The sequence below is a fragment of the Candidatus Dormiibacter sp. genome (assembly GCF_050999135.1).
Lineage (GTDB): Bacteria > Chloroflexota > Dormibacteria > Dormibacterales > Dormibacteraceae > Dormiibacter > Dormiibacter spiritus.
Genome location: NZ_JBPCPN010000008.1, coordinates 1 through 24338, shown reverse-complemented (window position 1 = coordinate 24338; position 24338 = coordinate 1). Strand labels below are relative to the sequence as shown.

Sequence of the window (24338 nt, the reverse complement as noted above, 5' to 3'; positions counted from 1 at the left end):
CTTTCAGTTCTGGTCTCTGAACTTCTGGAGCACCCAGCCCTTATCCAGATCGGACACCTGGTGGAATTCGACGCTAACGGTCTTAAAACGCCACTCGCCGTGCTCGCGCACGAAGGTGTCGTTATAGACGGCGCTCATCACCACCGCGTCCTTGAGGTCGTCCTGCGGCGAGCGGGTCATGGTCGCGAACTCGATAAGGTACCAGCTCCCGCTGGCAGTTTGCCCGTCCTCGCTGATCTCTACCACCGGGCAGATCATGAAGTGGAGTGCCCACAAGATCTCAGAGCTGATCGTGGACTGGAACTCGTGGATAGCGGCCCGTCCCCGGTAGGTGCCAAAGGCGTTGCTGGTCCAGAGCGAGTCCTCCACGAAGAGGCCGGCCATCCCGTCGGCGTCGTACCCCCGGTCGCAGAAGTAGGCGTAGCGGGCCTTCAGGTTTTTGATCGCCTCTACGTCCTCTATGCGGGCCAGACGCTCTTCGATCGACTCGCCGCTGCGGCGACCCGAGAACTCACCCATTGCTCGCGATACCTCCAGACGACGGGGCCAGAGTATTGCAGGCCCGGGAAAGGCCCCCGGGCGCTGGATCCTGATGATACGAGGCATATCTGCGCCAGCGACCGCCTGCTGCTTTTGCAGTGGCCGAACTAGATTGCCCAGCGCCTCCCGGCTTTCCGTTCTTAGGCTCGTTAGGCTGGAATCTGGAAACCACGTACCTGAAGGCGGTGGATAAGCGGCTCAAAGAATGGCAGGGTCCTACTCGCCACCAGCGCGCCGACCTCTTTGAGATTTCAAAGCAGTCCTTGTCAGTGATTCGGAGCCGCCAACCACCTTTCGAACGCGGCTCGGATAATCAGAACTCGTCTCCCAAGCCGGATCGACGGGATTTCACCACGGGCGACCAGTTCATAGGCCGTGTTTCGGTTGATTCGTAGCATCGACGCTACTTCAGGTACTGAATAAGTCAAAGGCATCAAGGCGGGCGGCGCTGGCCAAAACGGCGGCTCTTGCAGCGGTGAATGATTCCAAAGGGCTGTCCATCTACTCTCGGAGGACTCGGACTCTGCGTGGGCGTTGACGTCCTGAAACACGTGCGATGCTCCTTTCACTGAGGTTGCCGAGTGATCGCAGGAGCAGGGGAACCGGAAGCGGCGCCGGTTCCCCAGACCCCTCCGCGCCGTTACAGATAGATAGGGATTAGGCGTCGAGACCCGAAGCCGACTCATTGGAGTTGCGCGACTGTGTCTTAGAGATCCCGCGCCTGAAGCGTGTGACCGCGCTTCTGCCGAGTCCGCTACCCAGGCGGACCATCGAGCCCATCGCGATCATCGACATGGCGCCGGCGCCCCAGCCGCGCACCATGCCCCCAGCGCTGCCGTGCGCAAAGCGGAGCGCCTGAAAGAGGATCGCCGGCGAGAAGGTGGCGATGAGCAGGATGGCCAGACCCGTGCTCAGCCAGCCAGCCTTGCCATCGGCCGACTGAGCGCCACGCATGGCCGGGATGACCAGCCCGAAGCCGATGTAGATGACCGTCGCGACGACGAACTTGGACAGCATCAGCCCGACCAGGAACTCGGCCAGCTGAATGGCGGCGGCCGTCATCCTGGGCCAGATGGCCAGCACGCAGACAAAGGGAATGAAGGCAGTCACCGTCAGCATCAGCGCCGCCCTGACGAGGAGTTCCAGGTGGACGATGACCGCCATCAGGACCGTCAGCAGGGCGGTGAAGATCAGCGCTCCCAGCGTGCCGGCACTGGCATTGCGGCTCAGGTGATCGACCGAAGCGGGGTCGGTCAGGCTCTGGGCGTACTGGCCCAAATCGGGCGACCAGGCGGTTGCCAGCAGCGCCGCGTAGGTAGAGAGGTACTGGACCAGGCTCAGGCCGCCGAAGGCGAAGAAGACGGCAACCAGCACCCGGGGAACGAGATTCCAGCTCAGCCCCAGCTGGCCGCCCAGGATGTGTTCGACGAGGCCGATGGCGATCACGGCGCCGACGACCAGAAGGGCGATCGCGAGCATTCGGTTGTAGACGGGAACGATCGCAAGGTAGTCAGGCTCGGTGCTCTCGCCAAAGGACTGGAGCAGCGAAGCCAGGCCGGCGCGGGCGCTGGCTGAGGCCCAGGTGGCCAGGGCCACGACGAACTCCTGCACGTAGTCGGTGCCGGTCGGGTACTGAGGCGCCATCTACTGGAAGAGGTGTCCGGAGTAGTTGGCGACGGCGACGCCTATGTAGAGCAGCGCCATGGCTCCGATGGAGACCACAAGTCCACCCTTGGCGCGATCGCTGAGCTGCGGGTTGCTGGTCCAGCTAGCCAAGACCAGCATGATCAGCGAGACCACGATGCCCAGGCCGGAGATGAGCATGAGGACTGCAGCCGCGTTGTTGGTCAGATGCTGGAGGCCGTGGAGCACGTTGGGCGGGAGTCCAGAGAAGTCCGGTGTAACTGAGACATCGGCGAGCAGAGCACGCATGGACAACCTCCTTCACCAGCCACCTGGGCTGGGCTGACGGGTGGTGCGACACCGGTTGGCGCCGCGACGACGGAACTAAGGGCGGTTCAGGACCTGCTGCCGCCAGGCCGGGACCTGATCCCAGCGGCGCATCTGGAGCTGGGCCGGCGGCGCGTTCGCGTAGAGCAGGACAGGTGAGCGCCGCCGGCGGAGTTCGTCGATGGAGGTCAGCGGTCGCCCGGTGCGCTGCTCAGTGCGCCTGCTGTAACGCTCGCCCTGGCTCTGGGATTGATAGATCCGCGTCTCGTCGCCGATGGCGCGCGAGAACACCGCCGTCCGCAACCGCTCCATCGACCATCTCCGAGGCCGGGCCGCGCACGAACGGCAGGAGCGGGAGATACCCTTCGAACGCCGAGGCAGCCGGCGAGGGCTCGAATCCCTGGCGGGAGGTGGTGCAACCCGGCGCCCCTCTTCAAGAGCGCCCTGAGCGAGATCGGCGCCAAGCACAAGCTGACCTCGCCCAGGCGCCCGCAAACAAACGGCAAGGCCGAAGCCTTCATCAAGACCTCGCTCCGAGAGTGGGCCTACGCTCAGCTCTACCTCTCCAACCAGGAGCGAGTACAGGCCCTGCCGCTCTGGCTCGCCTACTACAACCATCACCGCACCCACACCGAGCTCAAAGACCAGACTCCAATGGCCGCGCTTGTCAGCAACGTATCCAGGAAGTACAACTAGTGACGAGCCTGGTCGCCGGCGGCGCGGCCCGCCGCGTCGAGTACAGGCGGTGGCGCGCACCTGGCACCACTGCTCCGGACGGCTGCGGGCGCCGGGTCGCGAGCGATGGGCGTGTCGCCTATGTCTGGCTTCAAAGCTGATCGGGCCCAGGTTCCTCCGTTGGCCTGACCGGCGCCGGGGGCAGCGCCAGAATGGGCAGGGAGCGGGAGACCAACGGGCCGATGCTTACAGCGAACAGCACCGTGGCGAGGCCGACGCTGCCACCTAGAGCCCAGCCGATGGCCAGCACCGTCAGTTCGATGGCCGCCCTGGCAACTAACACGGGGATTCCGCGGGCAGCCAGGCCGGTCATGATTCCATCGCGGGGGCCGGGGCCCCAGCCGGCACCAACGTACAGGCCGGTGGCGAGAGCAGTGGCCAGGATCGCCACCACCAAAAAACCGCCTGAGCTGCCGGCTGATGGGGTGGCGGGATCAGTTTCAGTCCCAGGTCCAGGACTGGACCGACAACTAGGGCGTTCGCCACGGTGCCGATGCCGGGGCGCTGGTGGAGAGGGAGCCAAGCCAGCAACAGCAGGATGGAGGTGACGACTGTGATCTCACCAAGGGTCCAGCCGAATCGGCGCGAGACACCCTGGTTGAAACACGTTCCAAGGGTCCAGCCCCAGGTTCGCCTTGACCAACACTGCCAGCGCCAGGCCGAACACCACAAGGCCGGCCAGCAAGCGGGTGGCGCGACTGACCGGTCGGTCCCACGGCCCAACCAGCAGGAAGCTGGAGGCGCTCAGCTGGGGCTGTCCGTGCCTGCCGCGGCGATCAGCATCACAGCCACCTGCGTGGCTTCGGCGACGACCTGGGGAGCTGCCCGGATGCCCTGGACGAGCACTCGTGCGCTGACACCGTCGATGAGCAAGAGCAGTTGCGACGCCAGCTGTTCGGGCCTGCGCAGACCTGCGTCGCGGGCCAGACGGGCCAGGAAGTCGGCCAGCCAGCGCTTCTCCCGGCTCACGACCAAACGGGCCGGATCCTCAGGATCGACCATCTCGGCGGCCGCGTTAAGGAAGGCGCAGCCACGTGCCCCGTCCCGCTCGTACCAGTCGGCCAATCGGGTGAACACCGCCAGGGGCCCCTTCCCGACGTCCTCGGTGCGGTTCACCCATGCTTGCAGTTCCTAGACACGCCGGGCGTGGCGCTGGTCGAGCACTGCTGCGACGAGGTCACCCTTGGAGCGGAAGTGGGCGTAGAGGGTCGGCTTCGACACTCCTGCTGCTCGCACGACCCGATCGACGCCGGTAGCCGTTAACCCTTCGTGATAGAAAAGCTCACCCGCTGCGATGAGCAGCCGGTCACGGGCCCTTACCGGTGTCATCATGACTTACTTTACCGGTCTGTCAAGCTTGCCAGACGCCTGTGCTGCTGGACTGCGGGAGGCCGAGCTTGACCGCACCTGGGCTGAGAACGGCTCGAGAACGCTATCTACGCTGCCGTAATGAGGCAGGTGGCCAGGGGCGTAGGAGAAGTTTGTGATTGAAGGCGTGTGACGAGCGAACTGGAGCGTCGGAATGAACCACACCAGCGCGGCTGCCCGGGCGGTGGACACGTGGAAGGTTTACGGAACTAGTGCTCCATCCGGGAAATGGCTCGACAACGATTGACCTTCTCAAGAATCGACTCGACTGACGCGGTCCAGACGAAGGGCTTGGGGTCGGCATTGTGGGCTTCCATGTAACGGTGAATCGCGGTTACCAGCTGGCCGACGGCGCCGAAGGATCCCCGGCGGATGGCCCGATTGGTGAGCTGACTGAACCAGACCTCAATCAGGTTGAGCCAGGAAGAGCTGGTGGGCACGAAGTGGAGGTGGAAGCGAGGCCGCTGAGACAGCCAGGCCTTGACTTTGGGATGCCCGTGGGTGCCGTAGTTGTCGAGGATCAGGTGGAGCTCGAGATCCTTGGGGTACTCGCGATCGAGCCGACGCAGGAAGCTCAGGAACTCCTGGTGCCGGATCGGGTTGGCGATGGCCTCCAAGGTTCATGGTGAGGTGTAGCTGGCAGACTGGCACCGGATCGAGGAGGCGCCCGTTTGGAGATCTCATCCGTCGCCAGCCCCTGTTCGAGTTGATGGGTATTGCGCGGATACGGGCGAGGTCGAGTGCCTGGCTAGCCACGGCCAGCCCGACGTTGCCGTCTCGACATCAGGATGCCGGGTGTTGCCCGGAGGCGGCGCGACGGATCTGTGCTCGCCGGTAATGCGATCATGGCGCTCTTTGGCCCTTCCGCGACGCTCCAATGTCAATCAGATGATGGTGGCGGGGGGCCGCCTACCTGGTCAAGGCAAGAGTTCCGCGGCCAACATCATCCTGGCGATCATGAAGCTGCCACCGCTCGTTGGGGTTAAGCTGGGCGCCTTTCAGTAGAGAATGGTCCTTATGGCACCAACTGAGCAACCCGGAGAGAAGACGGTGGAGCGGTTCGCGGCAAAGTTTTCAGCTCCGATTATCGAACTGGACTTGCCCCATGAGCTTGGAGAGATCCGGAGTGGCGATGCTTACCGCGGCGCCGACCACGCCGCGAAGACGCTCGTTAATGAGACGGAGCTCCGCGTCGTCCTTATCGCTTTGCGGCCCCATGGACGACTTCAGGAGCATCGGGCTCACGCCCCTGTTGTCCTCCACGTCCTCGAGGGACACCTGCGTCTGGGCATTGACAAACGCACGCTCGAACTAGCTCCTGGAGGCCTGGTGGCGATGGATGCTGATCTCCCGCACGATCTCGAGGCGCTCGACGAGTGCGCTGTCCTCCTGATCATCGGAGGTAAGCATGGACGCCGTGCCCGGAATCATGATGCGAAAGACGCTTGAATCCTCGGCTTAGCTTCAACCGGCGCCTTTAAGCCCAGCTTGATTGGCGGCGGCGACCGTCAGTGCTCGAAGGTCGGTTGTAGTGCTCTACGCGGAACAAGGCATGCAGAAGGTTGGCGGACATCGCGGGCGGGGTGCGAGCTCTTTCATGCTGCGCCGCTCGCGCCCAGGGGCCAAGCCGTCCACCCTTATCGCTAGCAGCGATGATGAAGAGTGCCTGCCCAGTCAGGGCCCACACCGAATCGTTCGCGGGGATAGGGAACCATTCGGGGCGTCAGGGCATCAGGCTTCGTCTCGAGCGAGCGAATCTCCGCATCGAGCATCGTGTACCGCGCAGACACACACTTGTGCGTGTCGCCTCCGCGCCTCCTATGGGTGGATGGGAGTGTAATCGGGGCACGCTCACAGTGTGGATTCCCAGAATCGCTGCCCTGCTCCGTTGGTCGGGCGGCTGGACCGCTGGTAGAGAGCAGCGGCTGGAAGACATGGTTGGCGGTGTGACGCCCATGGTCATGTGGACGGGTGCATGCTTCAGCCGCCGCGCGGCCAGGAGTCTGGCAGAGCCGCCACCGACGACGAGGACGCGATGGCCAGGCTCGGGCTTCACGACGGCCTGGGCGCGACGAGCCCTGGGAAGGGCTCGGTCAGGCTGCTGAGCACGTGATCCGCGCCCGCCTGCTGGAGCTCGTCGATCCGGTACTTGCCGGTCGCCACACCGATACCAATGGCCCCAGCCGCGTGGGCGGCGGCGATGTCCATCGGTGTGTCGCCCACTATGCGGACGTGGGCGGGGTCGAGTGGCGCACCCAGCACGATGCTGGCCCGGCCGATCGCCGTACGGGTCAGCTCACCTCGATCCTTGGAGTCCGAGCCGAAGCCGCCGAACGAGAAGTACTGGTTGAGGCGGGCCCGCGCCAGCTTGATGTGTGTTGCCGCCTCGACCGCGCCGGAGGTGATCCCGACCAGGACACCGGCTTCGATCAGCCGCAGCAATAGGCCTTCAACCCCTGGCAGGACTCGATAACCGGGCGACTCCGCGACCTCCTGAGGCAGGTACCCAAGGTAGGCGTGCATGATCTTGGCCAGCTCCTGGGGCTCCGGCTCGCGTCCCATGACGCCCTTGAACGTGATCCGTCCGACCTCGGGATCGGTCATCCCACCCTGGGTGTACTTGCTGATGTCGGCCTCGACGCCCCAGAGCTTGTCGAAACCACGCATCCAGGACCTGGCCCCGGCGCCGCCGGTGCTGACCATCGTCTCATCGACGTCAAACGCGACCGCCAGGAATGTCGAGTGTTTGTTCATAGTTGGCGAGAGCCGACCAAGGCTGTCGCCTTGCGCCCCAACCCCAGCGCTACGCAACCCCTGGTGTTCACCTTGGCCGATCTAGCGCGGAGTGAAAGAAGGCAAGACTTATGGTTCAGAGGGTCATGAGCGATGGAAGCGGCAAGCGGCAATGCTCCGAGGACTGATGCCGTATATCTCCCCACTGTGAACTGCGCGGTGCTGCGACAAGCCCAATAGCTGCCGCTGGCAGGAGCCGTGCTGATCGTCAGTTGCTCGATAGATCGGTGAGCTCGCCGAAGGTGCGCTCGCTGCTGAGCGCCAGGGGGTCGAGCGTTGTCTGCACGGGGAGGGCCTGCTCGTCCTGGGGCATCACGTCTGCGGCGTCGCCAGCCTGGCTTGAGAGGTAGGGGAGCGAGGTAGCGGCCGCTAATCTTATCCGGCGGCCACCAGAGGGCCTCGCCGGATATGGTTGGCTCGACCGCACCGCCGCTGATGTCGGCGCGCAGGTATCGCGGCGCTCCGCCAGTTAGCAGTACGCCGCGCAGGACGGGCCGGAAAGGCTGAGGATCGATGTCGGCGCCAACGGACGCCGCGATCGCCTCGGCGACAGCGTCGGCCTGCTGGGCCGCCAGGCCACCCTGCTTGATCGGAAAGCTCGTCGCGTCACCCGCGGCGAACACTCCGTCCAGGCCAGCAAGCCGACCATGGGCATCCGTGGGGATGAACCCGTCTTGGTCGCAGGCAATGCCGCGCAGGCGCGGACCGACCAGGCGCGGCTCGGTGACGACACGGTCCACCCGCAGACCGCGCTCACCCGGGGAGATATCGAGCCATCCCGGACGAGTGGGCTCGCCGTAGCTGCTGGTATACAGGGTCACGCCGCTGTCCTCGAGGAGCCGGCGGATCGCGACGCTGGCGGGTTTGCCGAAGATCCCGAGTGGCTCCTGTTCAGGGGTGATCAGACTCAGCTCGACCTCGGAGCGGTCGTGCGCGGCGCAGTCCGCCGCGGTCGTCAGCGCCAGGTCATACAGCGGCAGCGGCCAGCTCGTCCGCGCGGGCTTGACGAACGCCACCCTGCTGATCCGGCCCTCGCGAAGCTGGTGTAGTAGCAACCGGTAGCTGGCACTATCGCGACCGCCGTGATAGGTCAGCACTCCCTCTGACTCCCATTCCCACTCAGGGTGGGCGCCAAGCGCGAGCACGAGCAAGTCGTAGGGAAGCTCGTCGCCATCCTTGGTGACCGCCAGATGGCGCTCGGGCTCAACGCGGTCCAGCGCTCCGCAGTGCCAGTGAGCGCCGAGCTCGGCCGCCGTGGTCTCCAGCCCGAGGCCACGCACGCGTTGGGGCTTAAACGGCTGGTCGACAGCCATCGACAGGTTGATGAACTTCAGCTCCGGCGCCACGATCGTGACCTCGACGCGATCCCCCCAAGCTCGCGCAGCGCCAACAACGTCTCCAACCCTGCGACCCCACCGCCGGCGATCACCACCAGCGCAGCAGAACGTTCAGGTGAGGGTTCGCTGGACACGGAGCTCAAACCCAGCGTAGCGCAGGTTCAAGAGGGGCGTGCAACCAGGCACCGTGGCCGCCCGCAAGGCTGCTGGTCAGATGCACACGAGCATCATGCGAACCCGCCGATCACCGTCCAGTATCCTAAGGCGCCTCCAACTCGAAGCTGGCGGGAGCCTGGAGCTGACCCCGGGTCGCCGGCTCGCCGTCGACGAGGGCCTGCCTCCCAGCACTATGGGCATCGAGGAGAGTGGCTTCCTGCTGACCATCGGATGCTGGACCACGCGTCGTGATTCCCATGCTCTTTCCGCACTGCGTCAGGGTGAGCCCAGTCGGCCTCCACCTGTTGAGCGCGTCGCCTCTTTCCCGATCCAGGTCTCCGCAGGCAGCTGGCTCGCTCTTTCCGGTCTGGACGGCAGCTGGGTTGCCGGCTGGCCGGAGCCGCAGCGGTTTCGGCCTGTGAAGAGCCGTCGTTGGCCCCTTCGGCGTGGTTAATGTGTCTTCGGTCAGGATCGACCAGCGTCTGTCACGCGAGAAATAGCACCGCTACATTCAAAGCATCGACGCCACATTTGAGGCCTGCGTCGGATATACGAACAGGGTCTCCTTCAGCACGTCGGCGTGCATACCTGCCCGGACGGCCAGAGCAAAAACATTCGCCAATTCATCGGCTTCGGGGCCTAGCAGGTGAGCGCCTAGGATTTTGCCACTGTCTTTCTCGACCAAGACTTTGTACATTGACGCGGGCTCTGCCACACGGCGTGCCGAGTACCAACTCGACGTTTCGGCCTGGCTAACGGTGAACTTCAGTCCCTGCCGTTGGGCCTCATCTTCGGTCAACCCCACAGCCGCCAACGGCGGAATGCTGTAGACCACGCTGGCCATGCCACGGTAATCCGCCCTGAGCTTATTCTCCTCCAGGAGATTGCGAGCTACCAGGCTGCCCTCATATTGCGCCAGCGGCGTCTCCGGCAACCCTCCGCTGTTAGCAGCATCACCGGCTGAAAACACGGACGGGTTCGAGACGCTCTGGAGGTATTCATTGACCGCCACCCCCCGGCGGTCGAACTCTACGCCAGCGGCAGGCAGGTCGAGATCGGCAAGCTCGGGTGACCGACCTGCCGCGTGCACCACCATGTCGGCGTCAAAGGCCTCCGACTTGGAATAGACCGATGCCACAACCCTGAATTGTCCGGGGCTTCCCTCCACGGCGATCACCCGCGTGTTTGTGCGAAGGTCGATGCCCAGCGCACGCGTGCGTTCCACCAGCCTGGCGACCAGGTCGGGATCGAAGTGCTCCAACGGGCGCTCGCCTCGATGCAGGATGGTGACCTGCGCCCCGGCGCGGGCGGCAATGTGTGAGAACTCGAACGCGATGTAGCCGCCACCTACAAAGACGAGCCGCCTCGGCAGTTCTTCTAGCTCGAGGAACTGATCGCTGCGCGTGAGGTGTTCCTCGCCCGGAATGGTAAGTGCGGCAGGCCAAGTCCCGTGGCCACGACCACGTGGTTGCCTTCAAGGACATCGTCACCGACTTGGACCGAAGTCCTGCCAATGAAGCGTGCCGGCCCGTGGAAGATCGCGGTCCCCGCCTTGACGAAACCATCTTCTCGAGCCTTGGTGAAGGGATCCGTGAACGTGCGCTTGAAGCGGATGAGAGCCGGCCAGTCAATGCGGGCGTCACCGGTGACGCCCTTGTCTTGCATTCGGATCTTGCGATCGACCACCTCGGCCGCACCCACCAGCACTTTCTTGGGATCGCAGCCCCGCAACCCGCATGTGCCCCCGAAGGGTCTGGAATCGACTATCGCCACCTCGCGACCAGCCGCGCGGCAGCCTGTAGCCACCGCCGAGCCTGCTTCGCCGGTACCGATCACGATTAGGTCGAATGAGCGGTGCATTGATCTCCTCCTGCTTTTTCCGTCGACATGGTGGAGCGCGTGACCAGGATGCTGAGGCATCGCCGGATCAGGTCAGCTCAGGCGTGTCATCCTAATGATCCTTTCACGCGGAAACCGGTGCTCTCTGCTCGCCTGGCCGGGCCTGAGCCGCTCACCGTCAGCCTACCGTCACCTCCTCGTCTCGTCGACGTCTTGGTCCGGTTGCACGAAGCTCTTCCGTAGGGGCGGCAGTGCCAGGCAGTCGGCCACCGCGCCGTGGCCGGGGGCTACGATGGCTTCCATGGCCGTAAGGCTCCAGCGGGTCTACACAGAATCGGCGCCCGGACCCGGGAAACGCGTTCTTGTTGACAGGGTATGGCCACGAGGGGTGAAAAAGGATGCGCTGCGGCTCGACCTCTGGCTGCGCGATCTCGGGCCGTCCAACGAGTTGCGAAAGTGGTTCGGGCACCGCGCCGAGCGCTGGCCGGAGTTTCAGCGTCGCTACCGCGAGGAGCTCGAGCAACCCTTCCGGCGCGAACTGCTGAGTCAGCTCGCCGAGCTGGCGCAGCACGGCCCGCTCACGCTGCTCTACGGCGCTCGTGACGAGGAACGCAACCAGGCCGTGGTCCTGCGCGCACTTCTCGAAGAAGGCGCAGAGTCCTGATCCGCGCCTCCTAGCGGTCGACCTTTGATCCGCGCCCGTGAGCTCCCGGCCGCGTGACCTGCGTTCATTTTTTAATCAGCGAGGTCCTCCTGCACGCGATCTGGATAGAGCCGGCCACCCTGCAGATCGAGATTCGAGGCGGTCTCGTCCGGGGGTGAGCCACAGGTGGAGCGGTGAACAGCGACGTGCGCGCTCTTGCAGAAGGACCACGTTGCTGGGCGCCGACACGTGAGCAGGCAGGCACCGTTTCCTGATCAAGGAGGGGCTCCCGGACGAGCGGTGTGGAGGTGGTCTCTGTCAGCTCCGGCCTCAGGGTTGGTGGGGAGGGGACGGGATGACCACCACCGGCCTCTTGGCGCGGTGTACCAGGTACTGGCTGACGCTGCCGGCGAGGAGCTCGGCAACAGAACTCCATCCGCGCCGACCCGTCACGATCAGGTCGACCTCATCGCGCTCGGCGGCCTCGATCAAAACTGCACCGGCTCGGCCCTCCCCGAAGACCTCGCGATAGCGGACACCAGCCTCTTGCAGCGGGGCGCACCACTGAGTCCGACAAGCCTCCTTCGCGCCGTCTCGCATCGACTGCTCGACGATCCCACCTCCGTGGACACGCCGAAAGCCGCACCCCCTGCCGGAGGAGCGAACGCGCGGTAGGGCAACTCGAAAGCGTGCAGGGCAATCACCTCAGCATCTATGGTCTTAGCTAGGTCGATCGTCCAGCGCAGGGCGGCAGCCGAGCCCTCCGAGCCGTCGAGGCCGACCATGATCTGTTTGATCGATTTCTCGTTCATGGAATGGAACTCTAGCTACTTGCCCGTGAAAATCGTCTCGGTGCCCATGGGGCCTCGTGATGCGCTCGATGGGCGGACCACGGGGACCGAGCGGGGGGCAGCCACAGTCGGTTTGGGGCTGGCGATCCAGCCAGCACCGCCATTCGACCCAGGTGCTGGCCGGGATCCCGTAGCCCTTCCAGGTCCGGGCGCCGGAGTAGCCCTTCAGTGGCGTTCGATTAAGGCGAAGCGTCGTTTGAGGTGGCTGATGCACCCGTCGCCGGCTCGCCACCGGTAGCGGCGGCGCCAGTTCCCGGTTGCCTCCTTTTGGGAGCCGGCCGACCCACGCGCGGCACCTTGTCGGCGATGCCTTCAGAACTGAGCACTTGATCGGTCAGCTCGTTGCCGAAGCCGTGGTCGGCCAAGACCGTCTGCACCCTCATCCCGATCGTCTCGGCCTGCTTCAGCACCGGCCGCAGGGTCTGGGTTTCGAGAGGATTGCTGAGATGGACCTGTATTCGACGACAGAGCCTTCCGGCGTATCGCCCACGCCTGGAACCGGGGCGTCGCGGAATTGATCGCACTCAGCTCGAGGCGGCTCTTCGTCGGCATCAATCCGCGCCTCTTTTCCGGCGCCGTTCGCACCACTTTCCACACTTGCCGTCCGCAAAGAGACTCGTAGAATAGGTTGAAGATGGGTGATGTGTACCGCAGGGACCGAAAGTGAAGATGCCAGATTTTCCCGGCGGCGAGGTCGCTACGGACCCACCGGTGCACGGGAGCGGCGGTTTGAGCGCGAGCGAAGGCATGGCTGTAGCGACCGAAAAGGCTGAGCGATACTTCCCTTGCCCGCACTGCGGGAACGAGATCGACCGGCTGCAGTTGGTGACCTTTTGGAACGAGTGGGGACGCATCTGCGATTGCCCAAGCTGCGGCACGGAACCAGATTGCCCGGCGTTCCCCCCGACTCAGCGTTAGCTGAGAGAACGCAGCCGGGACCCTGTCCGGTCAGCCCGCCAGCCCGCCTCATGTTGGCCAGTCCGTCGTCAACCGTCAGTCGGCTGGCGTGAGGGAACGCATTGCCGATCCCTCCCTCACCCGGCAAGCAGGGCCAGCATCGGGGCAGACGATGGTGCGGAAGTTGGGCGCTTCCGCGGCCGCCGCCGACTTTGGGTTCCTCTCCGAAACCGCCCGAGAGACCTTAAAGCTCCGCATCCTCGATGCGGTCGGTTGCGCAATCGGAGCTCTGGGCTCTCAGCTCTTGAAATCAGTCCGCAACGAGGTCAGGGAAATGGGAGGGAGGCCGCTGTGCACGCTGGTCGGCGGTGGACGTACGGCTCCCGACCGAGCTGCATTCTTCAACGGTGCAGCCGTCCGCTATCTCGACTTCAATGATTCCTACCTGGCCCCAAGCGAGACCTGCCACCCGAGCGACAACCTCGCTCCTGTGCTTGCGGCGGGCGAGTACGCAGCTGCCAACGGCAGAGACCTCTTGACCGCTCTTTCCGTCGCCTACCAGGTCCAGTGTCGGCTCTCCGACGTTGCTCCCGTCCGGGCCCACGGATTCGACCATGTCACTCAGGGGGCGTATGCCGCTGCCGCCGGCGTCGCACGGGCCCTCGGTCTGGACGCGGTAGCGACCGCGCACGCGATCAGCCCGGAGGCGGCCAGAGAACCTCAGCTGGAGCCGGTGAGCGTGAAGTGGAGGTGGACGCGCTTGTGCTTGGTCAACCAGAGGTGGACCTCCTCGGTCTGATTCGAGGAGGCGTTGTCGACGATCAGGTGGAGTTGCTTGCGCGGTTATGGTGCGGACGAGCAGTTTGAGAAAGGCCAGGAATTCTGCATGGCGGTGGCGCTGGTAGCAGGCGCCGGTAATCCCGCCGGCGGTGACCTCCAGGGCCGCAAACAAACTGGTGATGCCGCTGCGCTTGTAGTCGTGGGTATGTCGCTCGACCTAGTGCGGCCTCATCGGCGCAGAGGCTGGCTACGGTCGAGGGCATGTAGAGACCGGGTGAGACGTAGTGCGCAGGTGCGGCAGACGACATGCCGCCATTTCTCAGGTCCTCGGCAAACCATCTAAAACTTCTAGCCATTTTGCTGGGCAGTGCGCTAGATGGACTGTCGGTAGCCGAAGAACTCGTGGTCCTGGTTGTAGCCGCCGTAGCCGCCACCGATCTCCGAGTAATGCGCAACGAACTCGATGCCCTTGATCCACTTGACCTGCTTGAAGCCGAGCTGGGTCTCGTTACGCAGCCGGAGCGGGGCGCCGTGGCCGAAGGACAGCCGCTCACCGTTCATGTCGTAGGCCAGCATCGTCAGGTGGTAGCTCATCTGCTCGATCGGGTGCGCGTCGTAGTAGATGCCCTTGTCCGGGCCGTCACCGAGGGAGTAGAAGACGACCCACTTCGCCTCGGGCTGCGGCTTGACGAGGTCCATGATCGTCTGCATCGACACTCCACCCCACTTGGCTATGCCGGACCACCCCTGGATGCAGAAGTGCTGGGTGATTTGCTCTTGGTGTTGCAGCGCCCGCAGCTGTGCTAGGTCAAGGTCGACCGGGTTGTCGACCAGACCGTTGATCCGCAACCGGTAGTCCGCGAAGTTGCCCGCGAACAGCGCCTTGTACTCCTCCGAGTCGGGGTACTGGCCGTTGTGCCAGAAGTAGGGAGAGATGTCCTTCTCGGTGTACTCGCCTGGGGTGGCGTCCACGTGCTCGAACAGGCGCTGTACCGGGCCGATCAGCGCGAAGCCGACACGCTGCACCACCCGGGGGTGACGCAGGGTGAACGGGGTGGCAGCAACCCAGCCGACGATGACCAAGACCATCGAGGCAGCGAAGACCCAAAAGCCAACCCAGCTGTCGTCATTTCGACCGGCGTAGATGTGGTTGAGGTTGCGCAGCAGACCGGTGGTGAATACCAGGGTGGTGTGGATCACGATGAAGAGCAAGAACCAGACCAGCACGAGGAAGTGCAGTGAGCGTGCCGTCTGGATGCTGAGCACCTTGCTGATCCGCTTGAAGCGGGTAGACAGTGCAGGTGACATGCCGAGGCCTGTGATAAGCGCGAGTGGGGCGGCGACGAAGACCGTGATGAAGTAGGCGATCAGCTGCAGGCTGTTGTAGGCCACCCATCCGTTTTCGGTTGGCCAATCCAGCGACAGGTACTGGATCAGCACCGACACGGCGTTGGGAAAGACATCCCAGCTGGTTGGTACCAAACGCCGCCAGTGCGGGGTCGCGAACAGCAAGACGTAGAACACCAGGCCGTTGAGCAACCACAGGGTGTCGGTGCCCAGATGCCACCAGCGGGCAAGCCCGATGGAGTGCCGAATTCCCGGTAGACCGACCTGTCCCGGCAGGCTGATGGAATCTTTCTTCGCGGTCCACAGCGGGTCGGCTGGAACCGGCTTCTGGACGCGGAACCAGTCCTTGCCCGGCGTGCTGTGCCGGGTCCAGTACAGCCGAGGGTGGTCGCTGAGGATCTGCACTCCCGACCGGATGATGAAGATCATCAAGAACAGATTGAGGAAGTGCTGCGCTCCCGCCCAGATGGGCAGGCCTGCGTTGCGATCGGAACTGGCTGCCTGGACGGTGCCGGGGTAGTGCTCGATGAACCGCTGTACCGCTGGGGTGCCGCGCAGGCCCTGCGCGGCCGCCACCGCGACGATCAGAACCACGAAGCCGATTGGCAATAACCAGAGCAGGTTGAACCACTTGCTGCGGCCGACGCGCACACGTGGAGCGATACCGTGCGCTTGCGGTACCGAGCCCGCCCATGTAGCCGGATCAACGACATCCTCGCCCGTGGTCAGCTGCGCCCGATAGCTCTGCACCGCCTCCAGTGAGACGCTCGACGGTGCGGGGCCGGGCAGATTCGGGGGGGTGGGCTGGTCGGCGGTGTCAGTCATGTGCGGCAGCGCCCCATCCGTACCAATAAAACGAACTCGATGCCGCCGTCGGTGACCCGGACTGCGGGTAGACAGGTACCGATTGGGTGGCCGGGGGTCCGGTACGGTCCCCGGCGGAGAGCGCGATCTGTTTGTGGCTGCACTCGTCGAGCAGGGCATCGACCGACCCGCAGCTGTGGGCAATCCCCGCCGAGACGGCACCCGACAATCGGTGTGGCGGCTGCCTCACTCAGGGCTCGCCAGCGAGGGCCGCAAGCCGTCCTCGCGCATGTCGCGCAGCGGCATGAACGAGCGCACCACGGGCACCTTCTCAAAGTTGTAGGGCGGCGGTGGGGAGGTCGTCGCCCACTCCAGTGTGTTGCCGCCCCAGGGGTCATCGCCCGCCGGCTCGCCGTACTTCCAGCTTACGACCAGATTGTAGATGAAGACAAGCACCGATGCCGCGATCACGAACGAGAAGACGGTGATGAACATGTTCGTCGCACCCCAGCCCTCCTCGCCAAAGCCGCCGGGGTAGCTGTAGATGCGCCGCGGCATGCCCTCCAAGCCCAGCGTGTGCATGACCAAGAAGGTGCCGTTGAACCCGATGAAGAAGAGCCAGAAGCTCCACTCGCCAAGTGTCTTGTTCAGCATGCGACCAGTGATCTTGGGAAACCAGTACTGCGTGCCAGCCAGAAGGGTGAACACACTGCCGCCGACCATGACGTAGTGGAAGTGGGCCACCACGTAGTAGGACTGGTGGACCTGCGTATTGACCGGGACCGAACTCAGATAAACGCCGGTGATGCCGCCGATCAGGAACGTGGCCAAGAAGCCGAACACGTACTTCATGGGAATCTGGAAGTCGATGGAGCCGCCCCAGGCGGTCGCGATCCAGTTGAAGAACTTGATGCCTGTGGGAATCGCGATCAGCATTGTCATGACCATGAACCAGGTCTCGACGTAGATGTTCATGCCTACGGTCAACATGTGGTGCCCCCACACGGCCATGGAGAGGAATACGATGCTGAACAGCGCGCCCACCATCGAGGTGTAGCCGAAGATCGGCTTTCGCGCGAAGACCGGGATGATTTCCGAGACCATGCCGAACCCGGGCAGTATGAGGACGTACACCTCGGGGTGGCCGAAAAACCAGAACAGGTGCTGGAACAGCACCGGGCGACCACCGTTGCTCACGAAGAAGCTGGTGCCAGCCTGGCGGTCCAGCTCGAGCAGGAACAGGGCGGCCGCAAGAGGGGCGCCGACAGCCAGTAGCAGCAGCGAGGTGCAGATTTGCGCCCAGACGAAGAGCGGTAGTCGGGAGAAGCCCATACCCGGGGCGCGCAGCGCCACGATGGTGGTCAGGAAGTTGACCGAGGCCATTATGCCGCTGACGCACCAGAGGATGATGCTGGCGGCCCAGAGGTCGACGCCCAAGCCGGGGTTGAACTGCTTGGTCGTGAGCGGAGGATAGCCCGTCCAGCCGGCGTCCAGCGCGCCGCCGGTGAAGAACCCGGTGTAGTAGATCGCGATCGAGATCGGTATCAGCCAGAAGCCGAACAGGTTGACACGCGGAAAGGCCATGTCGCGCGCTCCGATCATCAGCGGCACGAAGTAGTTGGCGATTCCGGTCATGAAGATGGTCACGAAGAAGAAGATCATCGTCGTGCCGTGCGCGCTGAGCAGCTGGTTGTAGGTCTCTGCGTCTATCACTTTGAGGTTCGGCTGCGCCAGCTGGATGCGCATGACGAGCGCCAGGATGCCGCCCAGGACGAAGGCCAGCATGCCAGTGGTCATGTACATGATTCCGATGAGCTTGTGGTCGGTGGTCGTCAGCCAGAGGCTGACTGGCTTGAAGAAAGTGTCGTCGTAGCTTTTCGGTCGGGGTGGCGCGAGAACATTGGCCATGCTTCTCTCCCTTTTTATCTCGTTGTGGGTCCCGCCGAGGGGCTGGCCGGTGGGGAGCCTGCGGGCGCCGCCGGAGCGGCTCCGGGCGCTCTGGGGGACGGCGAGCTCTTGGACTTGGCCTGGTCGGCCAGGCTCTTCTGGACGAAGGCGGCGTAGTCGCTTTGGGAGACGGCCTTCACGCGCAGCTGCATGGTGTAGTGGCCGGTTCCACAAAGCTCGGTGCACTCGCCCCGCCACTCGCCCGGCTGGCTGACCTTGACCCAGGTGACGTTCTCATAACCGGGGACCAAATCGGTCTTCCCGGTCAGGTCCGGCACCCAAAAGCCGTGGATTACGTCGGTCGAGTTGAGCTTGAGCCGGACCAGCTTGCTGGTCGGGATGACCATCGGGGTCGGCGTCAGGCCTTCGGAGTCGACGGTGAAGCCCTCGGGGTACTTGAACTTCCAGCCGTACTGGTGACCCGTCACCGCGATATCGATGTCCGGGTTGTTGGAGGCTTGAGCGGTGTAGTCGTTCTGCAGCGTGATGAACGAGGCCGACCCGATCACGATAAGGATCAGGGCGGGGATGACGGTCCAGAGGACCTCAAGACCCCGGTGCCCATGCCACTGCGGTGGCTTGTAGCCCTTGGGCAATTTCTTGCGCCGGAACTTGATCAGTACGGTGATGAGCAACCCTTCCACGAGCAGGAAGATGAAGAGGGCCGGGATCGAGACGAGGAGATAGAGCTGCCAGATATGGTGGCCGTTCGGCGACTTGCCGTTGGGCACGATCGGGTCGAGCCCGCTCCCACTGCCCTCCGCGGCCAGCGCGGTGCCGGAACAGAAGAGCACGAGCACAACCAGGACGGGCAAGGTGGCGAACGCGCGGCGAAACCAGAGACGCCCACGCATCAGAGAGAGCACCGCTTTCCGCGAGTAGAGGCCAGTGGACCTGAGCCCGCCCAGGAGGAGAATTCACCCGCCACGGCCTTACTAGTCCTGGTCCAGTGAGATCTCGCCGACCTCGTGGCTCACCTCGGGGCTGAGGTGCCGGCCAATGAAGCAGTGTTGCCTGGGCCGGCTGGCGGTGCTCAGGTACTCATCGCGCCGCGAGTCCTCCGCACCCACGATCGTCGGAGTGACCTGAAGGCGCGAGATCCTCGAGCTGCGCCCTGGGAAGTCGCTGACGACAGCCTGCGACTGTACTTGCAGCCCTTGGTAAGGCAGCCTGGCGTTGAGCAGCAAGCTCCTCGAAGTGAAGCGCAACTCTGTCGTCTCCAGCATCTGCTTGCTCATCTCGTTCACCTCTTGAAGTAGTCGCCGTTGATTTGAATGAAGGACTGCCACTCGGCTGGCACCTCGTCCTCGGGAAAGATGGCGTCGACCGGACAGGGGTCGACGCAGGCACCGCAGTCGATGCACTCCTGAGGGTCGATGAAGTACATGTCCGACTCCTCGTCGCTGTGGATGCAGTCGACAGGGCAGACCTCGACGCAGGAGGCGTCCTTGACGCCGATGCAGGGCTGGGTGATCACGTAGGCCAATGGCTAAGACTCCTCTTCGGCTTTCTTCTCAGGCCCGTGAGATGCGCGTGGAGTGACTGCCGCTCGGCCGGCGAGAGCAGCGCCCACAGCGGCATGTCCTCTCTCTGCAATGAAGCTCGAGCAGCGAATGCAGGCCGTAGAGCAGGCGGCGCACCAGTTCCCGCCAATCAGAGTTGAGTGGACCGCTCACCTCCTGCTCCAGCTCATCTATCAAGGCCGCGATCCGCCGGTGATCCATGGCCATGGTGGCGCCAAGCGCCGAAAGCATGGGCAGAACGCCTGGTCGCCACCGTCCATCCTGGCCGCCCAGAATCCAAGCTTGGCTAACTGCCCTACTCCTTTTCCTGTTTGAGCACTCCGCCGCATTAACTCCAATCCATGTTAGAGAAAATCGGGAAAGCTGCTACCGTCGCCTGGCCAGCGCCGAGCTTCGCAGCTCTCTCGTCACCTTCCCCTGCCGCCGCCAGGCCAGGATGAAGCTGGTGGTAAAGAGAGCGAGCGCGGGCCAAGGCCAATAGGCCGGCGACCGCGAGCAGCAGATCCCCCCAGCCAGCGGCAGCATTGTCCTGATCACGGCCGCCAGCACCCGGAGCGCCGTCGCTACCGACAGCCCCAGCCAGATCAGCCTGATCAGCAGGACGCTTGGGGATGCTTGTGTCCGGCCGATGGCAAAGACGGGCGTCAGGAGCCGCGCCATGCCCACGATCAGGGTGGTGACCAGGCCCAGGCCGATCGCATGCTGTGCCGCGTCCTCCAGACCGTCGGCGATCTCCAGCCCGGAGGACGACACTGTGATTGCGGCCGCGGCCAGCAGCAGGCAGCCCGCGAGCATTGCCCAGCGGTTGGCCATGACCAGGAAGCCCGCCGCCGGTTGGGAGGCTGCATGGAGACGGTGCGCGGAGCCGCGGACCGCCCCGCAGAGTGGAGCCAGCCCGGATCGGCGCACCAGCAGGACCTCCGCGATCGCTGCAGCGGGGGAGGCCAGTACGATGAACAACCCCAGGTTGAAGAGCAGGATGGGAACCAGCAGCCGAGGCCCGACCGGCGGGCCGCGCCCGTAGAAGACCGGAACGCTGCGGACTTGGACCGTCAGACCAGGTTGTCAATCGCACCCAGGAGGACGACCCAGGTCGGGGAGCGATCTAGGTTCGCCGGCACCAGACCGTTCTGCCCGGAGGCCCGCACGGCCGTGGCGACGGTCAGCGCTGCCCAGACCATCCACCAGGCAACCGCAGCCCAAGCGGACGCTCGCCAGCCCTGCCCGCGACGAGAGCTGCGGGCCAGGGCGAGGGCCAGGGACGCCGCAGTCCCCAGCATGCCGGCAGCCGCCAGAGCCCCGGCGAGGAGCAGGGCCAGGTTCCCAGGCCGCCCTTGCAGGATCACCTGCCCGAACAGGCGCAGGACGGCTCCCGAGGCCAGGAGGACGAGCAGCGTGAGAACCAGAGCAGCCGGGAGCGGCCTCCGACCGCAGAGGCGAGGGATCAGACGAAGGCCATGCCGGCAACGAAGAGGCCCACGAAGCCTTGGAGCTGGATCCAGCCGTGGGCCTGGATGAAGCGCGGCAGGCGGCTTCCCCAGCTCGGCGTCGCCGCCGCCAAGGGGATCAGTATCGTTAGGACGAACCCGGCGCCCAGACCCAGAACCAGGGCGGCAGCCATGAAGCCGAGGTAAGAACGATCCTCGACAGGTCGGGCGGGGCCAGACCTCAGGGTCGGTTCCGCCTCCCTCTTCCATTCAATCCAGCCTCTCGTCTCAGGCCTTCTCGTAGTCCTTGGCAGTCCTATCTCGCGCTGCTGGTCAGCGTGGCGACGCAGAGCGAGGGCTTCACAAAGGGCTGCAGATTCCGGGGCTCCAGAGGGGCGCCAAGCTCGGCAAGGGCACCCCGCATCAGCCCCAGATGCACGGAGCAGGTGATCTCCGGATGGCTGGTGGCCAGGTCGCCGAAGGGACAGTGGTGGAGGAGGATCTGGTCTTCCTCTGCTTCCTGGACCAGCTCGGGCGCGAAGCCGAGGTCGGCGAGCAGTTTGATGACCCGCCGTCGTGCCTCCTCAGCGGAGATCTTCCTGAACGGCGCCGGGCCTTCTACTAGATAGCGACCCCAGACCTGACCAGCCTCCACAGCCGCTGCACTCGGATCCGGACTCGATCCCGCCAGATAGCTGGAAAGGATGTGGGCGAGCAGGCGATATCCGGCGAGTTGGTCGCTCGGCATGGCTCCAGGTACCGGCTCGTAAACGATGCGCGGCCGCCCAGGCATGCTGCGCTTCTCACGATCCGCGCGTACCAGCCCGGCCCTGCGGAGCACGTCCAGATGGGCCCTGACGGTGTTCGAGTGCAGGCCCAGACGTCCCGCCAATTGCGTGGCGTCCAGCGCTGGGCCGGCGGCGCGCAGCTCCTCGAGGATCCGCACCCGGCTGACCTCCGCCAGGGCCCGATATGCCAGCTGGCCGCCCTTAGTCCCGCTTGGCACATTCTCACGCTGCATGGTGTAAATATTGTTGTGTGTTGAGGACTTGTAGGTGTTGCCCCTCGCCCACAATGGCCCCCAGCTGGGGCCGGCAAGGAGCTAGGCGCTGATACCTACGGCGGTTCACCTGCTGAACCTGATGCTGGCCGGCATCTGGCTCGGCTGCCTGGTCTTCACCACCTTTGTAGTTTCGCCCGCCTTCAGGCGAATGCCCTGGTCGGACGCGGAGCGGGTGCAGGTGCGCTCGGCACTGGGACGCCAATTCATGCTGGTCGCCAACCCTATCCTGTTGCTCCTGCTGGGGTCCTTGATTGCGGAGGCTCTGCTGCGTAGCAGTCGTCTGCTGCTGGTCGAGCTGACGCTGCTTCTGCTGGTGATTCTGCTCGCCGCCATGCACGGGCTCCTCTTCGGCCGTCGCCTCGAAGCCCTGGCGGTGGCGGAAGGCGGGACAGAGGCTGGGGCCGCCCTCTCGCTCGCCTCTCGTCGAGGCGGACTTCGGCGCGCCTCTGCGGCCCTGTCATGCGTGAACCTTATGCTCAGCGCGGCTCTCCTCCTCGTCGCAGTGAGCGCGTGAGGTGAGAGGCCGCAGCCACGGAACCACCGGTGGCCGGCCCAAACAGGTCGAAACCATCACCGCGGTGGGGGTAACGAGCCTGATGAAGCCAACGTATTCACCGGTCCGCACGCCGCCTCGATCGCCTGCGGGCCGCACCGTCAACTGCACTTTAGTTGCGGTGGTTGCGCATTCCGGCGTGCCTAGGACTTCCCGCTGATGGCCAGCAAGCAGTCGTCCAAGGCGGCAGCCATCGGCTGGCTGGGGGACCTGGAGAAGGATGCGCACGCTGCCCTCCTGCAGATCGAGGCCCTCACTGGGCAGCTCGCGGCCGGGTCCGGCTCCGGAGCTGCCGTTGATCGAGTTCTGGACCTCCTCATCGAACAGGTCCTTCCCCGTCTCGATGCCGAGGAGGCCGTCCTCTTTCCGGCGGTCGCAAACGCCTTGCAGCAACCGGAGGCCACGGCAGCCTTGCGGGCGGAGCATGTCCAGATCAGGCGCCTAGTCGAGGTATTGGGAACCGTAGGCAACAACTCACATCACGAACGGCTGTCCAGAGGAGAGGCGGGCAGGCTGCGCCGCAACCTGGATGCTCTGCACGGCCTTCTCGGCCGCCATTTACAGGAGGAGAAGTCCATGTGCTGCCGGGCGCTCTGCGGGACCCTCGGCCCCGACGAGGTCGCGGCACTGCTTCGAGCGATGGCAGATGCGGAGGAGCGCGCCGGGCACGGCATCGTCCTGGTGGCGCTGCCTTGGCGAGATCCGACCGAGGCCATCGCCTTGCGGCCCAACCCGAGGGCAACGAGGCCCCTGGTGTTCAGGCTGGCCGATCTAGGGCGGAAGTTGAAAGAAGGCGAACGGTAAACAGCAAGGGGGTCTGGAAGCGATGGACGACCAAAGTGGCAACTTGCAGGAAAATGGGTCGGGCATCCGCCCTGCCGAGCAGCTGACCGCACCCCTAATCGACATTTGTCGAAGCGCTCGACGCAATACTGCAGGCCTACAGCGTCCCCGTCTATCTGGGGACTGTTCACGCCCGCCACTCAGAGGCGTGGCGTCAGGCAGACCGACGTGATCCGAGCGACCTCTGCCGAGTGGCCCCGCAGCTGGGTGAAGACCACCCCGGACCCGGCCTTGGTATCGAGGCTGGCAAGCCGCGCGGCGGCATCGACGAACTCGCCGAAGCTCCGCGCCGCCCAAGATCCGCAGAATGGACGTACTCCGCTGTCGAACGATCTGGGGAATGGTGATCCATGGCACTGAGAGCCGGCCCGCTTAGCGGCCGGCGGCTCGCTTGCTGCAATTGTGGTGACGTGGGCGTGCGGACGGTCATCGTACTCAATACTCGTACCTACGTTGGGTGACCGTGCCGTATGGTGAATCTGTGGGTGGACATGACTGACGGCGTATTGGGCGGAGTCATTGATGCACTCGGCATCTCGGGCTCCCGGACGTTGACGCGCGGCTTCATCCAGGGCCAGTCTTAGCATGACTCCAGAGCGCGCGGTCGAGCCGGTTATCGACTGGGTGGATGGAGCATCGCAGGAATCCTTTCCGGCGAGCGATCCTCCCGCCTGGCCTAAATCGGCAAGTGCGCCCGTCCAGACGTGGACGCCTGTCCAGACGGAGAAATGACCAACCGGGCAGCCGGCCTGCTCGGCCAGGAATTCATCTGCTTGTCGGGGAACTTCGGCCGCGCTCTGGTGTAGCGTCTAGAGTGAACGGCTCACAAGATCTGTAGACACCTGGGGGCTTCCCAGGCGTAGAAGCGGCGGTCCATCCTTTGGGTGCTTGACGTCCACAGGAGGGAGCCGCCGTGACTAATGATGACCTCATCTACCGCCA

General features: G+C 64.5%; 28 protein-coding genes and 2 pseudogenes. 6 read left to right on the top strand and 24 right to left on the bottom strand.

All coding sequences use genetic code 11. The features are described from left to right. Positions 1-3: 3 nt before the first annotated feature. From ACR2MZ_RS02190 to ACR2MZ_RS02170, 5 genes are all read right to left on the bottom strand, one after another. Positions 4-519 (bottom strand): nuclear transport factor 2 family protein, encoded by a 516-nt coding sequence (locus tag ACR2MZ_RS02190; RefSeq protein WP_434003440.1) that lies wholly within the window; start codon positions 517-519, stop codon positions 4-6. Positions 520-806: 287 nt separating this feature from the next. Continuing rightward, positions 807-974, bottom strand: coding sequence for a helix-turn-helix domain-containing protein (locus tag ACR2MZ_RS02185; protein ID WP_350340739.1), 168 nt, complete (start codon positions 972-974; stop codon positions 807-809). Between the two features lie 223 nt (positions 975-1197). Further along, complete coding sequence (locus ACR2MZ_RS02180) at positions 1198-2184, bottom strand: hypothetical protein (protein WP_434003439.1); 987 nt, start codon at positions 2182-2184, stop codon at positions 1198-1200. After that, the gene (locus tag ACR2MZ_RS02175; RefSeq protein WP_434003438.1) at positions 2185-2472 is read right to left on the bottom strand and encodes a DUF6112 family protein; all 288 of its coding nucleotides are present in this window, start codon (positions 2470-2472) and stop codon (positions 2185-2187) included. A 75-nt stretch (positions 2473-2547) separates the two neighbouring features. After that, on the bottom strand, positions 2548-2802 hold the full coding sequence (locus tag ACR2MZ_RS02170) for a hypothetical protein (RefSeq protein ID WP_434003458.1): 255 nt from the start codon (positions 2800-2802) through the stop codon (positions 2548-2550). On the opposite strand from ACR2MZ_RS02170, the gene ACR2MZ_RS02165 reads away from it, so the two are divergent. After that, positions 2740-3186 carry an integrase core domain-containing protein gene (locus tag ACR2MZ_RS02165; RefSeq protein ID WP_434003437.1) on the top strand — a complete coding sequence of 149 codons (447 nt, stop codon included), beginning with the start codon at positions 2740-2742 and terminating at the stop codon, positions 3184-3186. The two genes, ACR2MZ_RS02170 and ACR2MZ_RS02165, sit on opposite strands and share 63 nt — an antisense overlap. A 130-nt stretch (positions 3187-3316) precedes the next feature. On the opposite strand, the gene ACR2MZ_RS02160 is transcribed toward ACR2MZ_RS02165, so the two are convergent. From ACR2MZ_RS02160 to ACR2MZ_RS02145, 4 genes and pseudogenes are all read right to left on the bottom strand, one after another. Then, positions 3317-3619, bottom strand: coding sequence for a hypothetical protein (locus ACR2MZ_RS02160; RefSeq protein ID WP_434003436.1), 303 nt, complete (start codon positions 3617-3619; stop codon positions 3317-3319). Positions 3620-3969: 350 nt separating this feature from the next. Next, entirely contained in the window at positions 3970-4341 is a 372-nt protein-coding gene (locus ACR2MZ_RS02155; protein ID WP_434003435.1) for a hypothetical protein, read from the bottom strand. Positions 4342-4356: 15 nt separating this feature from the next. Continuing rightward, complete coding sequence (locus ACR2MZ_RS02150) at positions 4357-4554, bottom strand: helix-turn-helix domain-containing protein (RefSeq protein WP_434003434.1); 198 nt, start codon at positions 4552-4554, stop codon at positions 4357-4359. A gap of 248 nt (positions 4555-4802) precedes the next feature. Continuing rightward, positions 4803-5186 (bottom strand): annotated as a pseudogene (locus ACR2MZ_RS02145) (transposase); the annotation flags it as partial. Positions 5187-5610: 424 nt separating this feature from the next. On the opposite strand from ACR2MZ_RS02145, the gene ACR2MZ_RS02140 reads away from it, so the two are divergent. Next, positions 5611-6042: a cupin domain-containing protein gene (locus ACR2MZ_RS02140; RefSeq protein ID WP_434003433.1), complete on the top strand. Its 432-nt coding sequence runs from the start codon at positions 5611-5613 to the stop codon at positions 6040-6042. Between the two features lie 603 nt (positions 6043-6645). Here the strand turns inward: ACR2MZ_RS02140 and ACR2MZ_RS02135 are convergent. From ACR2MZ_RS02135 to ACR2MZ_RS02125, 3 genes and pseudogenes are all read right to left on the bottom strand, one after another. Further along, on the bottom strand, positions 6646-7347 hold the full coding sequence (locus ACR2MZ_RS02135) for an HAD family hydrolase (RefSeq protein ID WP_434003432.1): 702 nt from the start codon (positions 7345-7347) through the stop codon (positions 6646-6648). After that, positions 7344-8732, bottom strand: a complete 1389-nt coding sequence (locus tag ACR2MZ_RS02130; RefSeq protein ID WP_434003431.1) for an NAD(P)/FAD-dependent oxidoreductase — start codon at positions 8730-8732, stop codon at positions 7344-7346. Before ACR2MZ_RS02130 ends, ACR2MZ_RS02135 begins: the two co-directional genes overlap by 4 nt. Before the next feature lie 658 nt (positions 8733-9390). Continuing rightward, positions 9391-10739: pseudogene (locus ACR2MZ_RS02125) on the bottom strand (dihydrolipoyl dehydrogenase family protein). A 280-nt stretch (positions 10740-11019) separates the two neighbouring features. Between ACR2MZ_RS02125 and ACR2MZ_RS02120 the strand changes: the two are divergent. Then, on the top strand, positions 11020-11382 hold the full coding sequence (locus ACR2MZ_RS02120; RefSeq protein WP_434003430.1) for a DUF488 domain-containing protein: 363 nt from the start codon (positions 11020-11022) through the stop codon (positions 11380-11382). Between the two features lie 309 nt (positions 11383-11691). On the opposite strand, the gene ACR2MZ_RS02115 is transcribed toward ACR2MZ_RS02120, so the two are convergent. Beyond that, a complete protein-coding gene (locus ACR2MZ_RS02115; protein WP_434003429.1) occupies positions 11692-11961 on the bottom strand; it encodes a universal stress protein in 270 nt (89 codons plus the stop codon). After that, a complete protein-coding gene (locus ACR2MZ_RS02110) occupies positions 11850-12173 on the bottom strand; it encodes a universal stress protein (protein WP_434003428.1) in 324 nt (107 codons plus the stop codon). Before ACR2MZ_RS02110 ends, ACR2MZ_RS02115 begins: the two co-directional genes overlap by 112 nt. 1108 nt (positions 12174-13281) lie before the next feature. Between ACR2MZ_RS02110 and ACR2MZ_RS02105 the strand changes: the two genes are divergently transcribed. Continuing rightward, positions 13282-13908, top strand: a complete 627-nt coding sequence (locus ACR2MZ_RS02105; RefSeq protein ID WP_434003427.1) for an MmgE/PrpD family protein — start codon at positions 13282-13284, stop codon at positions 13906-13908. A gap of 353 nt (positions 13909-14261) precedes the next feature. Here ACR2MZ_RS02105 and ACR2MZ_RS02100 read toward each other — a convergent pair whose 3' ends face one another. From ACR2MZ_RS02100 to ACR2MZ_RS02055, 10 genes are all read right to left on the bottom strand, one after another. Then, complete coding sequence (locus ACR2MZ_RS02100; RefSeq protein WP_434003426.1) at positions 14262-16061, bottom strand: molybdopterin-dependent oxidoreductase; 1800 nt, start codon at positions 16059-16061, stop codon at positions 14262-14264. Between the two features lie 225 nt (positions 16062-16286). Beyond that, positions 16287-17948 carry a cytochrome c oxidase subunit I gene (gene ctaD / locus ACR2MZ_RS02095; protein ID WP_434003425.1) on the bottom strand — a complete coding sequence of 554 codons (1662 nt, stop codon included), beginning with the start codon at positions 17946-17948 and terminating at the stop codon, positions 16287-16289. Between the two features lie 14 nt (positions 17949-17962). After that, positions 17963-18853: a cytochrome c oxidase subunit II gene (gene coxB, locus ACR2MZ_RS02090; RefSeq protein ID WP_434003424.1), complete on the bottom strand. Its 891-nt coding sequence runs from the start codon at positions 18851-18853 to the stop codon at positions 17963-17965. Positions 18854-18922: 69 nt separating this feature from the next. Then, positions 18923-19225, bottom strand: a complete 303-nt coding sequence (locus ACR2MZ_RS02085; protein ID WP_338176192.1) for a hypothetical protein — start codon at positions 19223-19225, stop codon at positions 18923-18925. Positions 19226-19230: 5 nt separating this feature from the next. Next, positions 19231-19473, bottom strand: coding sequence for a 4Fe-4S dicluster domain-containing protein (locus tag ACR2MZ_RS02080; protein ID WP_350340673.1), 243 nt, complete (start codon positions 19471-19473; stop codon positions 19231-19233). Between the two features lie 28 nt (positions 19474-19501). Beyond that, positions 19502-19741, bottom strand: coding sequence for a hypothetical protein (locus ACR2MZ_RS02075; protein WP_434003423.1), 240 nt, complete (start codon positions 19739-19741; stop codon positions 19502-19504). Positions 19742-19876: 135 nt separating this feature from the next. Further along, positions 19877-20470: a hypothetical protein gene (locus ACR2MZ_RS02070; RefSeq protein ID WP_434003422.1), complete on the bottom strand. Its 594-nt coding sequence runs from the start codon at positions 20468-20470 to the stop codon at positions 19877-19879. Between the two features lie 92 nt (positions 20471-20562). Further along, positions 20563-20856, bottom strand: coding sequence for a hypothetical protein (locus tag ACR2MZ_RS02065; RefSeq protein ID WP_434003421.1), 294 nt, complete (start codon positions 20854-20856; stop codon positions 20563-20565). 98 nt (positions 20857-20954) lie between these two features. Beyond that, positions 20955-21131, bottom strand: a complete 177-nt coding sequence (locus ACR2MZ_RS02060; protein WP_434003420.1) for a hypothetical protein — start codon at positions 21129-21131, stop codon at positions 20955-20957. 122 nt (positions 21132-21253) lie between these two features. After that, positions 21254-21943 (bottom strand): helix-turn-helix transcriptional regulator, encoded by a 690-nt coding sequence (locus ACR2MZ_RS02055; RefSeq protein ID WP_434003419.1) that lies wholly within the window; start codon positions 21941-21943, stop codon positions 21254-21256. Positions 21944-22079: 136 nt separating this feature from the next. Here ACR2MZ_RS02055 and ACR2MZ_RS02050 point away from each other — a divergent pair, with 136 nt between their 5' ends. Together ACR2MZ_RS02050 and ACR2MZ_RS02045 are read left to right on the top strand one after the other, a co-directional pair. Continuing rightward, complete coding sequence (locus tag ACR2MZ_RS02050) at positions 22080-22514, top strand: DUF4149 domain-containing protein (protein WP_434003418.1); 435 nt, start codon at positions 22080-22082, stop codon at positions 22512-22514. Positions 22515-22712: 198 nt separating this feature from the next. After that, positions 22713-23357 (top strand): hemerythrin domain-containing protein, encoded by a 645-nt coding sequence (locus ACR2MZ_RS02045; RefSeq protein ID WP_434003417.1) that lies wholly within the window; start codon positions 22713-22715, stop codon positions 23355-23357. Positions 23358-24338 lie beyond the last annotated feature (981 nt).

What these genes read in the sequence shown, in the direction of transcription:
- ACR2MZ_RS02170 (WP_434003458.1), bottom strand. Translation starts at nt 2,802, where the DNA reads ATGGAGCGGTTGCGGACGGCGGTGTTCTCGCGCGCCATCGGCGACGAG.
- ACR2MZ_RS02105 (WP_434003427.1), top strand. Translation starts at nt 13,282, where the DNA reads ATGGTGCGGAAGTTGGGCGCTTCCGCGGCCGCCGCCGACTTTGGGTTC.
- ACR2MZ_RS02185 (WP_350340739.1), bottom strand. Translation starts at nt 974, where the DNA reads ATGCCTTTGACTTATTCAGTACCTGAAGTAGCGTCGATGCTACGAATC.
- ACR2MZ_RS02110 (WP_434003428.1), bottom strand. Translation starts at nt 12,173, where the DNA reads ATGAACGAGAAATCGATCAAACAGATCATGGTCGGCCTCGACGGCTCG.
- ACR2MZ_RS02120 (WP_434003430.1), top strand. Translation starts at nt 11,020, where the DNA reads ATGGCCGTAAGGCTCCAGCGGGTCTACACAGAATCGGCGCCCGGACCC.
- ACR2MZ_RS02050 (WP_434003418.1), top strand. Translation starts at nt 22,080, where the DNA reads ATGCTGGCCGGCATCTGGCTCGGCTGCCTGGTCTTCACCACCTTTGTA.
- ACR2MZ_RS02045 (WP_434003417.1), top strand. Translation starts at nt 22,713, where the DNA reads ATGGCCAGCAAGCAGTCGTCCAAGGCGGCAGCCATCGGCTGGCTGGGG.
- ACR2MZ_RS02180 (WP_434003439.1), bottom strand. Translation starts at nt 2,184, where the DNA reads ATGGCGCCTCAGTACCCGACCGGCACCGACTACGTGCAGGAGTTCGTC.
- ACR2MZ_RS02085 (WP_338176192.1), bottom strand. Translation starts at nt 19,225, where the DNA reads ATGAGCAAGCAGATGCTGGAGACGACAGAGTTGCGCTTCACTTCGAGG.
- ACR2MZ_RS02175 (WP_434003438.1), bottom strand. Translation starts at nt 2,472, where the DNA reads ATGCGTGCTCTGCTCGCCGATGTCTCAGTTACACCGGACTTCTCTGGA.
- ACR2MZ_RS02150 (WP_434003434.1), bottom strand. Translation starts at nt 4,554, where the DNA reads ATGACACCGGTAAGGGCCCGTGACCGGCTGCTCATCGCAGCGGGTGAG.
- ACR2MZ_RS02100 (WP_434003426.1), bottom strand. Translation starts at nt 16,061, where the DNA reads ATGACTGACACCGCCGACCAGCCCACCCCCCCGAATCTGCCCGGCCCC.
- ACR2MZ_RS02190 (WP_434003440.1), bottom strand. Translation starts at nt 519, where the DNA reads ATGGGTGAGTTCTCGGGTCGCCGCAGCGGCGAGTCGATCGAAGAGCGT.
- ctaD (WP_434003425.1), bottom strand. Translation starts at nt 17,948, where the DNA reads ATGGCCAATGTTCTCGCGCCACCCCGACCGAAAAGCTACGACGACACT.
- ACR2MZ_RS02075 (WP_434003423.1), bottom strand. Translation starts at nt 19,741, where the DNA reads ATGCTTTCGGCGCTTGGCGCCACCATGGCCATGGATCACCGGCGGATC.
- ACR2MZ_RS02060 (WP_434003420.1), bottom strand. Translation starts at nt 21,131, where the DNA reads ATGGCTGCCGCCCTGGTTCTGGGTCTGGGCGCCGGGTTCGTCCTAACG.
- ACR2MZ_RS02115 (WP_434003429.1), bottom strand. Translation starts at nt 11,961, where the DNA reads ATGCGAGACGGCGCGAAGGAGGCTTGTCGGACTCAGTGGTGCGCCCCG.
- ACR2MZ_RS02135 (WP_434003432.1), bottom strand. Translation starts at nt 7,347, where the DNA reads ATGAACAAACACTCGACATTCCTGGCGGTCGCGTTTGACGTCGATGAG.
- ACR2MZ_RS02140 (WP_434003433.1), top strand. Translation starts at nt 5,611, where the DNA reads ATGGCACCAACTGAGCAACCCGGAGAGAAGACGGTGGAGCGGTTCGCG.